Annotated in this window: 14 protein-coding genes; 7 read left to right on the top strand and 7 right to left on the bottom strand. The window is 42.1% G+C overall.

The genetic code is table 11. From position 1 onward, the window contains the following. Positions 1-132: 132 nt before the first annotated feature. The 3 genes from ACN6KS_RS02025 to ACN6KS_RS02015 form a co-directional block, all read right to left on the bottom strand. Positions 133-987, bottom strand: a complete 855-nt coding sequence (locus tag ACN6KS_RS02025) for an IS3 family transposase (RefSeq protein ID WP_440960104.1) — start codon at positions 985-987, stop codon at positions 133-135. A gap of 20 nt (positions 988-1,007) precedes the next feature. Then, the gene (locus ACN6KS_RS02020) at positions 1,008-1,697 is read right to left on the bottom strand and encodes a helix-turn-helix domain-containing protein (RefSeq protein WP_440960103.1); all 690 of its coding nucleotides are present in this window, start codon (positions 1,695-1,697) and stop codon (positions 1,008-1,010) included. Between the two features lie 99 nt (positions 1,698-1,796). Next, positions 1,797-3,320, bottom strand: a complete 1,524-nt coding sequence (locus tag ACN6KS_RS02015) for a DHA2 family efflux MFS transporter permease subunit (RefSeq protein ID WP_094869679.1) — start codon at positions 3,318-3,320, stop codon at positions 1,797-1,799. Between the two features lie 192 nt (positions 3,321-3,512). Between ACN6KS_RS02015 and ACN6KS_RS02010 the strand changes: the two genes are divergently transcribed. The 5 genes from ACN6KS_RS02010 (at position 3,513) to ACN6KS_RS01990 (ending at position 8,931) form a co-directional block, all read left to right on the top strand. Next, a complete protein-coding gene (locus ACN6KS_RS02010) occupies positions 3,513-4,403 on the top strand; it encodes a TetR/AcrR family transcriptional regulator (protein ID WP_341133615.1) in 891 nt (296 codons plus the stop codon). 25 nt (positions 4,404-4,428) lie between these two features. Further along, positions 4,429-5,118, top strand: a complete 690-nt coding sequence (locus ACN6KS_RS02005) for a response regulator transcription factor (protein ID WP_094877892.1) — start codon at positions 4,429-4,431, stop codon at positions 5,116-5,118. Next, the gene (locus tag ACN6KS_RS02000) at positions 5,115-6,119 is read left to right on the top strand and encodes a sensor histidine kinase (protein ID WP_440961217.1); all 1,005 of its coding nucleotides are present in this window, start codon (positions 5,115-5,117) and stop codon (positions 6,117-6,119) included. Before ACN6KS_RS02005 ends, ACN6KS_RS02000 begins: the two co-directional genes overlap by 4 nt. A 114-nt stretch (positions 6,120-6,233) precedes the next feature. Next, a complete protein-coding gene (locus ACN6KS_RS01995; protein ID WP_094869677.1) occupies positions 6,234-6,995 on the top strand; it encodes an ABC transporter ATP-binding protein in 762 nt (253 codons plus the stop codon). After that, positions 6,985-8,931 (top strand): ABC transporter permease, encoded by a 1,947-nt coding sequence (locus ACN6KS_RS01990; RefSeq protein ID WP_440961216.1) that lies wholly within the window; start codon positions 6,985-6,987, stop codon positions 8,929-8,931. The genes ACN6KS_RS01995 and ACN6KS_RS01990 overlap by 11 nt, the downstream gene beginning before the upstream one ends. 59 nt (positions 8,932-8,990) lie before the next feature. On the opposite strand, the gene ACN6KS_RS01985 is transcribed toward ACN6KS_RS01990, so the two are convergent. Both ACN6KS_RS01985 and ACN6KS_RS01980 read right to left on the bottom strand, forming a co-directional pair. Beyond that, on the bottom strand, positions 8,991-9,536 hold the full coding sequence (locus tag ACN6KS_RS01985) for a GNAT family N-acetyltransferase (RefSeq protein WP_440961215.1): 546 nt from the start codon (positions 9,534-9,536) through the stop codon (positions 8,991-8,993). A 69-nt stretch (positions 9,537-9,605) separates the two neighbouring features. Further along, on the bottom strand, positions 9,606-10,277 hold the full coding sequence (locus tag ACN6KS_RS01980; protein ID WP_094869674.1) for an O-methyltransferase: 672 nt from the start codon (positions 10,275-10,277) through the stop codon (positions 9,606-9,608). A gap of 398 nt (positions 10,278-10,675) precedes the next feature. Here ACN6KS_RS01980 and ACN6KS_RS01975 point away from each other — a divergent pair, with 398 nt between their 5' ends. Further along, positions 10,676-11,572, top strand: a complete 897-nt coding sequence (locus tag ACN6KS_RS01975; RefSeq protein ID WP_094869673.1) for a LysR family transcriptional regulator — start codon at positions 10,676-10,678, stop codon at positions 11,570-11,572. Between the two features lie 80 nt (positions 11,573-11,652). Here the strand turns inward: ACN6KS_RS01975 and ACN6KS_RS01970 are convergent, their stop codons facing one another. Continuing rightward, positions 11,653-12,885: an MFS transporter gene (locus ACN6KS_RS01970; protein ID WP_256990483.1), complete on the bottom strand. Its 1,233-nt coding sequence runs from the start codon at positions 12,883-12,885 to the stop codon at positions 11,653-11,655. A gap of 187 nt (positions 12,886-13,072) precedes the next feature. Here ACN6KS_RS01970 and ACN6KS_RS01965 point away from each other — a divergent pair, with 187 nt between their 5' ends. Beyond that, positions 13,073-13,648 (top strand): TetR/AcrR family transcriptional regulator, encoded by a 576-nt coding sequence (locus tag ACN6KS_RS01965; protein ID WP_094876706.1) that lies wholly within the window; start codon positions 13,073-13,075, stop codon positions 13,646-13,648. Positions 13,649-13,690: 42 nt separating this feature from the next. Here ACN6KS_RS01965 and ACN6KS_RS01960 read toward each other — a convergent pair whose 3' ends face one another. Next, entirely contained in the window at positions 13,691-14,173 is a 483-nt protein-coding gene (locus tag ACN6KS_RS01960) for an NUDIX hydrolase (protein WP_094869671.1), read from the bottom strand. Between the last annotated feature and the right edge of the window lie 4 nt (positions 14,174-14,177).

The following is a 14,177-nucleotide window of genomic DNA, read 5'->3' as shown; positions in this document are numbered from 1 at the left end:
CACTTTCTTATATTTGCAAAAAAAGGCGCATCACCTATAAGTGAAGTGCTCCCTGTCAAGTGGACAGTGTAAAAAACAAAAATAGTTAGTTTAGATACCTCAGCTCGTATTACTAGAGCTGAGGTATTTTCGTTATGCAGCTCGTCGGTATTCGTTAGGTGACAAGCCATCCAAACATTCTGTATAGCGGTAATTATTGTAGTAGTGAATATATTTGCTAACCTCCGTGAGGACTTCTTCATAGGTATCAAATTTTGTAAGATAATAGCTTTCTGCCTTGTAAGTACCCCAAAAACGCTCAATAGGTTGGTTATCCAAACATCGGCTCACACGAGACATGCTTTTCTTAAATCCGTATTTCACATGAAGTCGGTTATACTCATGTGACGTGTACTGGAAACCTCTGTCGCTTTGTAGAAGAGGAGATACGCCAGGATTCTTCGCGTAAGCCCTTTTCAACGTATCCATCACGAGTTTATTGTTGTTGGAATGGCTTAATACCCATGAAACAATGGAATTATCATATACATCAATAATGGCACTCAAATAGGCTTTGCGCCCATTCCCGTACTTCAGTTCTGTCACATCTGTACACCATTTTGAATTAGGGGAATTGGCATCAAAGTTACGGTTCATTACATTTTCAGCTACATGGATCTCCGTAGCTTTCACATAACTTGCTCGTTTTCTGCGAATGACTGCTTTAAGCCCAAGAGCACACATAATTCGGTAATAACGCTTTTTGTTGTACTGCTTTTTGAGCTTTCGGTTTAATTGCGTGCGCATTTGACGGTAGCCAAGAATCCCTTTTCGCTTGTCATATCGTAGCTTTACTTCTTTCGCTAACGCACGAGTTTCAAGTTCTATGCAAGAGGGTTTCCATTTTAACCACTTGTAATAGGCAGATCGAGCAACCCCAGCTAACGCACACAACTTCGTAATTGCGTGACCTTTTTCTTTGTTCAGTTCTTGAATCGCTTGATACAAGTTTACTTGTCGAACGAGGGTTAGCGTGTATTTCGTCGCTTGATCTCTGCCAACTTTTTTGCGAAGTCATTCTCCATCTCTAGGTATTCATTTCGCGCTTCTAGCTCTTTAATCCGTAGCTTAAGACGTTCATGCTCCTCTAGTTCTTCTACAGGCTTTTTACGACCTCGATTGTCCTGAAGAGCTTCCTCACGGCCAGCTTGATATTTCCGAACCCATGCGTAAACTTGCTGATAAGATACACCGTATTTTTCAATCGCTTTCTGATAATCCAATTCATTAGCGATGGTATATTGTGCAATTTCAATACGTTCTTCGAAAGTTGTTTTACGTCCTTTGTTCATATGAGATAGTCCTTTTCCTTTATGTGTAGGTTTTAATTCTATCTCATTAGTATACTTGGTAATCCATTTGATCAAAACACTTCTACTTGAAATATGATGCTTGTTTGTCGCCTCTTCAACGGAGAAACGACCAGACAACACTTCGTTAACAGCAGCCAGTTTGAATTCCTTAGAGTATGTTTTCCATGTTCTCGATTCCTTTAACCCGTCCAAACCATCTGCTTTATATTTCCTAATCCATTCTCTAACCGTGTGCGAACTAAGACCTCGCTGTTTTGCCTCATAGTTTGGATTCGACTTGTGCTCAAGGCACAGCCGTACGACATGTAATTTTACTTCTAAAGATGCTGGACTTCTTTTAGACATTAGAAAAACTCCCGTCATTGTAGCAGTAGAAGTTTTTGTTTTTTCTACTGTCTACTATGACGGGAGCATATCAAAGGTGAGCGCCTTTTTGAATATAGATTAATGCGTTGTAACCTGCTTGGCAGCTACTGGCTTCGCAGTCACTTTCTCTTCTGCTGTTTCCTTAGGCTGAATGCCTCTTTTAATAAAGAAGGCTAGAATAAATGCAATAATCGCTACGCCTACAGAGACTAAAAATGCATCGTTAATTCCTTCAATAGTAGCTTTCGCAATAACTTGATTTTGTATACCAAGCAATTGGTCTGCCGAAGGTTTAGTCGTTAATTTACTTACAGCATCAGCGACCATATCCTTCACATGTGAAGTGGTACTGTTAGACATAATAGTTACGAGCAGTGCCCCACCAATCGCTCCTGATACTTGCTGAATCGTACTGTTCATCGCTGTACCATGCGGCGTATATTTGGCTGGAATAGAATTCAGTCCATTAGTCATCACTGGCATCATCACCATAGAGATCCCGAACATTCTTACAGAATATAGAATCATGAGTGTAGAATATTTAGTCGTTTCAGTCAAATCACTAAAGAAATACGTACTAATCACTACGATTGCTAGACCGACTAGTGCTAATACTTTACCTCCGAATTTATCGAACAATTTACCTGTGATTGGTGACATAACACCCATAATTAACGCACCAGGCAACATTAGAAGTCCTGAATCCAGTGGTGAAATCCCTCTAATATTTTGCAGGTAGATCGGCATCAGCATCATCGCCGAGAACATTGCCATATTTAGCGTAATCGAAATCGCTGAGGATAACGCAAACATCGGATATTTGTACACTCTGAAGTTCAGCATAGGCTCCTTCATCTTCAATTGGCGCATAATGAATATTACTAATCCAATCGCCCCGATAATAAGAGCGGAGTAGACCATTGGATCATCCCATCCTTTATTCCCAGCGGAACTGAAGCCATATAGAAGACCCCCGAAACCAATTGCGGATAAAAGCACAGATAGGAAATCGATCTTAATCGCCACATCTTTTTTAGGATCATGTAATTTAAAGAAGGCCAGAATGAACACCAATACAGCGATTGGGGCAATCATAAAGAATAGAACAGGCCATTCATAGTGCTGAATAATCCATCCAGATAATGTAGGTCCGATCGCTGGTGCAAAAATCATAACCAACCCGAACATCCCCATAGCTGAACCACGTTTCTCAGGCGGAAAGGTAGTGAACAATACGTTCATTAATAATGGCATCATGATTGCAGCCCCGGAAGCCTGAACCATTCTGGCGATCAATAACACAGGGAAACTAGGTGCGAACCCTCCGATAAAGGTTCCTATCGCAAATAATCCAATGGCGATTAGAAACAACCGTCTCGCGGTATACTTTTGAATCAAAAATGCTGTCGAGGGAATCATGATCCCGTTCACGAGCATATAACCTGTAGATAGCCATTGCACTGTTGAGGCACTGACATCAAAATCCTTCATAATCGATGGTAAAGCTATATTGAGTAAGGTATTACTCAGTAAAGCAACAAATGCACCAATCATAAGGATTGCCAATATCCCGTAGGACGCTTTATTTTCTTTTGCTTTCATTTTGGAATCCTCCATTCTATAATCATACTATTGGTTCAAATTTGAACTCTAGTTACAAACCAGTGTAGAATATATTACTCCCTTATTTACTGCTTGGCAAGACAAAATTCATTTAAAATTGAAATTGTAATAAGAGGAAATATAAGCTAGTCTATATTGGAACAAAGAGTCCAGCTTAAAGGGGCATCTCAGATGATTAATAAACGAAAAGAGCAAGTGATTCATAAAGCACATGAATTATTTATTGAAAAAGGGTACCACGCCACTTCCATTCAGGATATTTTGAATCATAGCCGGATCTCCAAAGGGTCTTTTTATAACTATTTCCCTTCCAAAGGGGATCTTTTCAAGGCTGTATTCACATCTATTCATATTCAGCTTGAAGAAGGGCGAAATTCAATGCTCATTGGTCAAGACCCCTCTGACATTAAGATATTTGCCGAGCAGGTTCAGCTGGTCATGAAAATCAATAAAAAAAATAGATTATTACAGCTCGTTGAAGATGCTTTAGTCTCCAATGATCCAGACTTAATTACATTTATCAAAAAAACGAAGTTCAACCTGCTAACTTGGGTATATGAACGTTTTCTTCATATTTTTCCTGCGGATAAAAAACCTTATATACTGGATGGAGCCATTATTTTTAACGGGATTCTGCAGAATATGCTGCAAATCAACAGTGCTATGAATGAAGTCATCACCTCTAAACAAATCATTGATTATTGCACTACTCTTATCCAAAAGGTTGTTGAAGAAGTAAGTGACATGGGAATTCAACTCATCTCACCAGAACATGTGGACAAGTTATTGCCCGCAGCGGAATACAGTGATTTTTTCAATAATGATCTATCCTTTGCGACAATCAGCCTGAAGAAAATAATAGAGAGATCCTTCGCGCCAGGTGATACGAACCGCACTAATTATCTAAAGCTGTTGTACTTTATCCAAGAAGAAATCATGAATAATAAGGAACCGAGAGCGTTCTTAATCGAAAGCGCTCTGCTATCCTTAAGAACATGCCCTAATCTAAATGAAGCCAAAGAGTTCAAGCATTATCAGGATGTATTATCCAAAATGCTGTAAAGCTAACTAAAAGTGTGGTGAAGATGTGTTCAAGCTATTATTAATAGAAGATGATACAACGCTGTTTAATGAGATCAAAGAGCGACTTACCCAGTGGTCTTACGATGTGTATGGCATTCAAGATTTCAGCAATGTCACGCAGGAATTTATAGAGATCAAACCTGATTTAGTCATCATCGACATCCAATTACCTAAATTTGATGGCTTTCATTGGTGTCGAATGATTCGCTCTCACTCCAACCTTCCGATTATCTTCTTATCGTCACGCGATCATCCTACGGATATGGTGATGTCCATGCAGCTTGGAGCCGATGACTATATTCAAAAGCCCTTCCATTTCGATGTACTCATTGCCAAAGTACAAGCGATTCTTCGGCGCGTCTACAATTACAACACAGAGAACATTGAACTCAAAACATGGTGCGGAGCAACCGTGGATTATGAGAGAAATCTGTTGACGAATGAAATGGGATCGATTGAGCTTACGAAAAACGAGATTTATATATTAAAACTACTTATTGAAAAAAAGAATAAAATCGTCACCCGCGAGGAATTAATCAATAGCTTGTGGGATGATAAACGTTTTATTAGTGACAACACCCTTACCGTCAACGTAAATCGGCTGCGCAAGAAGCTGGATGAGCTTGAATTAGGTAATTTCATTGAAACGAAAGTGGGACAAGGGTATATGGCCATCGAAGAGGAAACCCTATGATTAAGAAATATCTCTTGGAAAGAAGCAGCTGGATCCTCCTTGTTCTCTTTACCAACCTGTTTATACTCTTTGTCACCTATATGGACCCGTCGATTCCATTCTCTTCGGTCCTCTATCTGGTCTCCTTGTCGATGTTTTTGTTCGTAATGTTCTTAATCCTTCGCTATCCCAGGGAAACCAGATTCTATAAAAGCTTGGCGGAGCGAGAGGATGATCTGGATTTAACCAGTATCGCCTCCCCCGAAAGTCCATTTGAGAAAATGATTGAAGAGAGCATCACCAATCAAGCCAGATGGTTGAAACAGACTGCTTCACATAATCAAATGACGCTAGAGCAGGAGAAAGACGAGCTTTTGTCGTGGATTCATGAGGTGAAGACCCCTTTGACCGCGATGCACCTAATGATTGAACGTATGGAAGATGACGGAATGAAGAAAAATCTGACCTATGAATGGCTGCGAATACATCTCTTACTGGACCAGCAGCTCCATCAAAGGCGGATTCCCTTTATTGAGAATGATTTGTATATAGAACATATCGATTTAGAAACGCTTATTTTCGGGGAGATTAAGACGTTGCAATCCTGGTGTATTCAGAAGGGACTCGGCTTTGAACTGAACTTGGAAGTAGCTGAAGTGCTTAGTGATGCCAAATGGCTGGCTTTTATTATCCGACAACTACTAACCAACGCCGTGAAATATAGTGAGGCTTCAGATATTACAGTGAGTAGCTATCAGCAAGCTGAGCATATCGTTCTTGAGGTGAAGGATGGTGGGCGCGGGATAGATCCAAAGGATTTGCCTCGAATATTTGATAGAGGATTTACTTCCACCACCGTGCATCGCGACAATGCCGCCACAGGTATGGGCTTATATTTAGCCAAAAAAGCAGCACAATCCTTGTTGATCATCATCGGAGTTGAGTCAAGCCTCGGATCAGGGACGGCGTTCACTTTAACCTTTCCGCTTAAAAATGAATTCGTGAAGCTCTCAAGCGTGTGACAACAATGTCACATGCTTTTTTATTTTGTTCGGGCAATCGAAGGATAAGAACGGCAAAGCCTTTTATAATAAGGCTATACAAAAAGAACGAGTATAAAAAGGGAGTGAATCAATATGGCAATTCTAGAAGCCACTAAAATTCATAAAAGCTACGGAAACAAATTAAATAAACAATCCGTGTTGAGCGGACTGGATATTTCTATTGAAGAAGGAGAATTTGTTGGCATTATGGGATCTTCCGGTTCAGGAAAAACCACCCTGCTTAACGTTCTCTCCTCTATAGATAAGATCAGCAATGGATCAATTACCATCGAAGGTAATGAAATTTCGACTATGAAAGAAAAGCAATTAGCTGAGTTTCGGAAAAATCATTTAGGATTTATTTTTCAAGAATACAATCTCTTAGATACGCTGACGGTGAAGGAGAACATCCTGTTACCTCTATCCATTACTAACACCCCTAAGAAAATTGCCAATGAGAAATTCGAGAATGTCGCAAAGGAACTGGGGATTTTAGAATTAAAAAATAAGTACCCGAATGAAATCTCTGGGGGGCAAAAACAACGTACCTCCGCAGCTCGGGCCTTCATTCATGAGCCGAGTATCATTTTTGCTGACGAACCTACAGGGGCCTTGGATTCTAAATCTGCTTCTGATTTGTTAAACAAGCTAAGTGAACTAAATCAAAGACGAAAAGCAACGATCGTTATGGTTACCCATGATCCAGTGGCAGCTAGCTATTGCAGTAGAGTTATTTTTATAAAGGATGGTACGATCTATACGCAATTAAATAAAGGGGAACAATCCAGACAAGTCTTCTTCAACGACATCATAAAAACACAAGGTGTATTAGGTGGTGTGCAGAATGAGCATTAATGTATTGATGCTGCGAAATCTGCGAAAAAACATCAGAAATTACTACCTGTATGTGTTTGCTCTCGTCTTTAGCGTGGCCTTATATTTCGCCTTTGTTACGTTGCAATTTGATCCCTCGATGGATGCGGTAGAAGGCTCGGTCAAAGGGGGCGCAGCAATTAAGGCTGCCTCGGTCTTACTGGTCGGGATTGTATCCATTTTCCTGTTATATGCTAATACCATCTTCATCAAACGCCGGGGCAAGGAAATTGGCTTGTTCCAGTTAATTGGAATGACCAAAGGTAAAATATTCCTGATTCTTTCGGCAGAGAACTTTATCCTGTATTTCGGTTCTTTAATTCTAGGAATCGCCGTAGGTTTTTCTGTTTCAAAGTTAATTCTAATGATTCTCTTTAAAACGATTGGGGTCGATGCGATTGCTTCCCTTCGTTTCTCTACTCCGGCTTTAGTCCAAACGCTGATTGTATTTTTTATAATCTATCTCTTAATCATGCTGATGAACTATAGCTTTATTAAAAGACAAAGCATTTTGTCCTTATTCCGAGTGACCTCAACCACAGAAGGTACCGTGAAAAAGCTGTCCTTCTTCGAAATGATCATCGGGATCGCTGGTATTGGATTCATTATACTTGGCTATTCGATTTCATCTCGATTATTTAGTGGAGATTTAACATCAATGACTGAGCTATCTATAGCCATGATTACTATTCTGGCTTCGGTTATCATTGGGACTTATCTTTTCTATAAAGGCTCCGTAAGCTTTATCTTTCATCTCATTCGTAAACAGAAAAATGGGTATCTGAACATTAAAGAGGTATTGTCTCTCTCCTCCATTATGTTCCGAATGAAATCCAACGCCGTATTACTGACCGTCATTACAACGGTGTCGGCACTAGCAATAGGTCTATTATCCTTGAGCTACATCTCATTCTACTCTACTGAGAAAAATGCGAAGCTGTACGTTCCGTCAGATTTTATTCTTACCGATATCCATGAAGCCGAACGATTTAAAGAGGTATTAACTGCGAAGAACTTAGTGTTTACAGAAAAAAAGACCGAGGTCATTCAGGTAGATGTAAATGTGAAGAAGATTCTGGGTGAAAATACAAAGGACTCTAGTATAATCTCTGATATCATGACCCTTCCTGTGATTAGTGAAAAGGCACTTGAAGGTATCGATGTATCGCCGGATGAGACCTATTTTACAAAGACAAGTAGTGCACTGGATAATATGATTGCTATGAAAGACAAAGGCCCCATTGAATTGAAGGGATTGCATGAGGTTATTCCACAAGCTTATGAAAAAATAAATATGGATGCACCTATTTTATTATCTTTCACAGGTGGCGGCTTACCCGTTGCTATTGTAGACGAAACGATCTTCGAACGCTTACAAAACGATCTAGATCCAGCCCTGCAAAGAAAGTCCTCTCTTAATATCGGAATCGATATGAAAGATCGGTCAAGCGTTGAGCAGGCGAATGATCTTTTTCAGAACATGAAATTTGAAAAAGACAACCGGCGTGACTCTCAACTGGAGACGAAAAAAAATCAAAAGGAAACTATGGGACTGATCATGTTTATCGTTGCTTTTCTGGGGCTAACGTTCCTAATTACCTCCGGATGTATTCTTTATTTCAAACAAATGGATGAGAGTGAGAACGAAAAGCCTAACTATACGATCCTAAGAAAGCTTGGATTCACGCAGGGTGATTTGCTTAGAGGGATTCAGATGAAACAATTGTTCAATTTCGGGATTCCATTAGTTATAGGCCTGCTTCACAGCTACTTTGCCGTCAAGTCAGGCTGGTTCTTCTTCGGCACTGAGCTTTGGACACCGATGATTCTGGTAATGCTCTTATACACGGCTTTGTATTCGATCTTTGCAGTGCTGTCTGTTTTCTACTATAAAAAGGTGATTAAAGAGTCACTTTAAAAAAGGAGGGGTTCCACAAGCCAGCATGGCTTAGGAACCCCTTGTTGTTATCATACCACTTATCTCCTATCTTCATATTCAATTCTAGTTAACCCGTAGAAGACTATATCCTCGAATTTATCCCATTTTAAAATATGCCGTTTAAATTCCCCTTCAAATCTCATTCCAGCTTTTTTCATAACGTTAGAGGAAGCTGGATTTCTAGTCATTGCCGCTGCCCATATTTTATTTAATGACAGGTCTTCAAATCCGAAATCAATCAGCTTCTTAGCCGCTTCAGTCGCATAACCATTCCCCCAAAAAGGTTTGCCTACCCAATAGGCAAGTTCCCCTCTTTTATGCGATTTGTCTATATTTAGACTCATACAGCCTAGTAAGGCATTACTCTCTCTACTAATTAAAGCAAATGGAAACCCATCCCCTTCGGCTGCACTCCTCCTACAGGCACTAATCCAAGATTCAGCCGCTCCATCCGGATAGGGATGGGGAATAGACAGGGTTGTTCTAGCTACTTCTATATCCCCAGCAAGGTCTTGCACTTTACTTGCGTCTGTAGATTGAAACGGTCTTAGCGTTAACCTTTGTGTTTCAAATGTAGGTTGCATAGAAAGTACCTCTCACTATTAGATTTTCCATAGATTATATTACAATTGTTGGATATTGCAATACATAACTTAGCTATTCACAATCCCTAATACGAATCCGTCATACCCTTTACTCCCCACCGTTTGAAGGGCCGTAGCCGAAATCCTAGGCTCTTTAGCCAACAGATCATAAAATTCGCGAACGCCTACAACACGAGGATCTTTACTATTCTTGTTAATGACCTCACCTTCACGGATCACATTATCGCCTATAATCACCGTACCGGGCCGGGAAAATTGAAGCGCCCATTGTAAATAGTTAGGGTTGTTGGGTTTATCGGCATCAATGAATATAAAGTCAAAGGGTTCCACGCCCTCTTGCTTCATCTGAGACAATTGCCCCAACGCATCTCCTATACGCAGTTCTATCACATCGTCCACCCCAGCAAGCGAGAAATTAGCCCCAGCCACCTGAGCATGCGACGGATCTAGCTCCAAAGTAACGATATGTCCGTCAGACGGGAGCGCCCTTGCCATCCAAATTGTGCTGTACCCACCCAAAGTGCCAATCTCCAGAATCCGGCGTGCCCCTTTCATTTGAACCAATAGGTTAAGGAATTTGCCCTGACTTGGTGAGACATCAAAGGGCGGCAGCCCTGCCAATTGATTAGCGGTCAATACTTCCTCCAGCACGGAGTCCTGCGGAATTAGGCGCTCTGTAATGTACTGATCGACTTTATCCCATGTATTCGTTTGATTCATATTTATCACTTCTCCTTTGAAATAACTTCTAGTTAAAATAAACCTGTTATTACCCATTTAGGGATCAGTCGTAACTACGAGGCGGGTTTGGACTTCCGACCGCTGTTGTCTCCAGATTTCCTTTATAACCAATACTAGTGGTTGAAATCCGGAGAGCTTATGCTTACGAAGTGAGCTTTCCTACGGAAAGCTTTTAGTCGATCACTGACGCTCCTACAGTTCCAAACCTCCTCTTCGTTACTCCTTTTCCCTAACTAAAGATTCAAGTTCAAACTCAACTTCAACTTCAACTTTATACCTGTATTGTAAATCAGTTATAATCATAAATATAATATATCTTTAAACCTAAACTATATATTTAATATATGAATCAAACGATAGCAGATAGGAGCTTAACCATGAATCTACACGCCTTACGCTTATTCCATGTGATCGCATCAACGGGTAGCGTGACACGCGCCTCTGAAGTATTAAATATCAGTCAGCCTGCGATTACGGCTCAGATCAAGAAATTCGAAAAGGAACTATCCTTCGCCCTGTTCAAGCCTCAAGGTAGAGGAATTGCTTTAACGGATGCGGGTGAGGAGCTTGCCCTACTCGCAAAAAGACTTTTCGCTGTCGAACAGCAGATCGAACAATTCACTCAGGATTATGTTAACGGCACGAATGGAAGTATACGCCTAGCCGCGACGTATTTGCCTGCTCATTTCCTTATCCCTACCTGGATCGCAAAGTTCAAGCAACAATATGAGCAAGTAGAAATGGTGATTACGACCACCAATTCAAGCGATGCCCTGAAGCAGCTGTTAAATGTAGACGTGGATATGGCGATTTACGGAGGGATTTCCGAGGCCTATCCAGATACGATCCGGACAGAGGAGTTATTTCAGGATGAGTTATGGTTTGTGGTCGCACCCCATCACCCCTATGCGAATAAGCAGATTTCTTTATCCGAAATGATGAAGGAGCCTTTTGTCATGCGTGAGGAAGGGAGTTCGACGAGAGAGCGATTATTATCGTTATGCCGTACATATAATACGCCAGCTCCCACAATCTCTTTGCAATTTAACGGACTTCATGAAGCGATCCAAGCCGTTATCGCCGGGTATGGCGCCAACTTCGTCTCTTCACTCGTTGTTCGCGAAGATGTTGAACGGGGAGAGTTATGCCGAGTTTATGTTGAAGGCATACATCTGAAGAATAGCATTGCGATTTGTACGCGAAAAAATGAACCGTTATCCGCCTCGGCGGCAAACCTTATTCAAATGATTCGCCAAAATCCTTATACCGTTTAGGAATTCCAAAAAAGACTGCTCTCTAGGCTGAATATATTCAGCCTGGAGAGCAGTCCTTGTAATGCCTTTATTTGAACTTCTTACGCTTGCTTCTTCTCCGTTAAATAGTACAGGAAGGCTAAGATCGGCAGAGCCAGCCCGATCAAGCTGGTCAGACTCCAGCCGCCGTACGCATATGCCCAGCCCCCCAGTGAAGAACCAACGGCTCCTCCTACAAAAAATATCGCCATAAATAATCCGTTCAAACGTCCTCTCGCCTCGTTCCCAAGGGAATAAATCGCCCTTTGTCCAAGCACTAGATTACCCGATACCCCCATATCCAGCATGATGGCCGCTGCGACCAGCAATCCAAGGGTTACTCTCGAATCCTCCTGAAACAAGTAAGCTAGAAGAAAAGCCACAGCTGCCAGCACAAACGCAAGACCGGTCAGCGACCGGGTCCAGCCGCGGTCGGCTAATCTCCCGGCGATGGGAGAAGCGATAGCCCCGGCTACTCCAGCCAGTGCAAACAAGGCAATGCCTTGCTGACTTAAATGATACGTATCGGACAGATGCAAAGAGACTGTCGTCCAAAACAGGCTGAAAGCGCCAAACAGGCTAGCCTGATATATTGCCCGGCGGCGCAGCACTGGCGTATTCTTCAGTAAAGTACCTAGCGAACGGATCAATCCACCATAATTCATTGTAGGCACAGGCTGGCGCTGCGGCAGCACACGGGACAATAGAAGTGTTAATAAGGCAATCACTACTGCCGATATGGCATAAATCGCATGCCAGCCCCACAATCCAGAGACAAAGCTAGCCAGTGGCCGGGCGAACATAATGCCGAGCAGCAGCCCACTCATTACATTACCGACCACCCGGCCGCGCTGCTCTTCAGCAGCCAGAAAAGACGCATACGGCACAAGAATCTGGGCAGCTACGGAACCAAGGCCAATGAACAGAGACGCTCCCAGAAAGATCGCAGCATTCGGAGCTAGTGTGGCTGCTACCAGTGACACCACCACCACAGCCAGTGACGCCACGGTCAGGCGGCGATTTTCAATAATATCGCTAAGCGGTACTACGAACAAAAGTCCAAGAACGTATCCTACCTGGGTCAAAGTTACAATCAGACCCGCTGCCCCAGAAGAAAGCTGCGTAGCCTGGGCAATCTGTCCGATCAGGGTTTGGGCGTAATACAGATTAGCCACAATAAGTCCGCAGGAGGCCGCCAGTAACAATGTAATCCATCCAGGGATCGTTTTTCCTTCCGAATGTTCCTTTGCCGGATTTACTGAACTAACAGGATTCATTTGATTACCTTGATTCATAAGATCTCCACCCTTCGATATTAAATACTGTACGTAACGTTTACTAATTGGTTTAAATATATACTGAACGTTTAGTTTTGTAAATAGGTGATTGGCTACTTCTTAAAATATTTTGTATAATGAACGTACAGTTTCTTTTTTTGATCGCAAGTAAAATAAAGGATAGATTAGTCAGGAGGCATCTCTTATGGATAAAAAAAGAGGACGGCCGCGCAATAACGAAGCGGAGGCTTCTATTCTGGCAGCATCGTATGATCTACTGCTGGAGACTGGATTTGGTGCGGTGACCGTAGAGAAAATTGCGGAACGGGCCAAGGTAAGTAAAGCGACCATTTATAAATGGTGGCCTAACAAAGCAGCTGTGGTCATGGACGGCTACCTCACTGCAGCATCCGCAAGATTACCAGTGCCGGACACCGGTTCGGTCAGGGACGATATTATGATCCATGCCACGAATCTGGCTAATTTTTTTCGCAGCCGAGAAGGAAAAGTAATTACCGAATTGATCGGTGAGGGACAATTCGATGCTGGCCTTGCTGAGGCCTATCGTGCGAGGTTCTTCGCTCCCCGCCGCCAAGAGGCGCGACAGTTGTTGGAGCGCGGGGTGACCCGAGGCCAATTAAAAACGGAGCTGGATATTGGGATCACGATTGATCTGCTCTATGGACCGATATTTTATCGGCTTCTAATCACAGGGGATGAGCTAGACGAAGCTTTTGTGAAATATTTGATCACCTCTGCCTTTGAGGGCATCAAAGCATAATCAAAAAAGCCATCCTTTGCAGGATGGCCTATCACTTTTATTTTACACCGTTCGATCCAAATTAACTTCAAACGTGTCCCCAGTTACATAATCCATATACCTCGTATTCCCATCGTAATCCAAATAAGCTTGATAGCGGGTACGAATAGCCGGTTGTGTAATCCAATCAAGCACTTTCTCTTTTGCCACCCACATCACTTCAGAGGTTTCCTCCGAGGTACATAATTCCCCACCCACGGGCTTGCAGATAAAATCAAACATGACCTTGGTCGGAACATCTGTTACACCGTCATACCATTTATGAATGCCTGTATTCGAATACACACCAATCAATTGAGATACCGTGACATCTATTCCACTTTCCTCTTTAATCTCTCGAATTAATGCATCCACCAGGTTCTCTCCGACCTCTACTTGTCCACCAGGGAATACCCATCCACCATCATGCGTCTTTACTAAAAGGATATCTCCTTGTTCATTTTCTGCGAATCCACCTGCTGCTACAATATGTGTTGGCCATGCCATAGAC

The sequence above is a fragment of the Paenibacillus nitricinens genome, assembly GCF_052056485.1.
Classification (GTDB): Bacteria; Bacillota; Bacilli; order Paenibacillales; family Paenibacillaceae; genus Paenibacillus_AQ; species Paenibacillus_AQ nitricinens.
The sequence above is the reverse complement of the archived record's forward strand: the minus strand, read 5'-3'. Positions and strand labels throughout refer to the sequence as shown.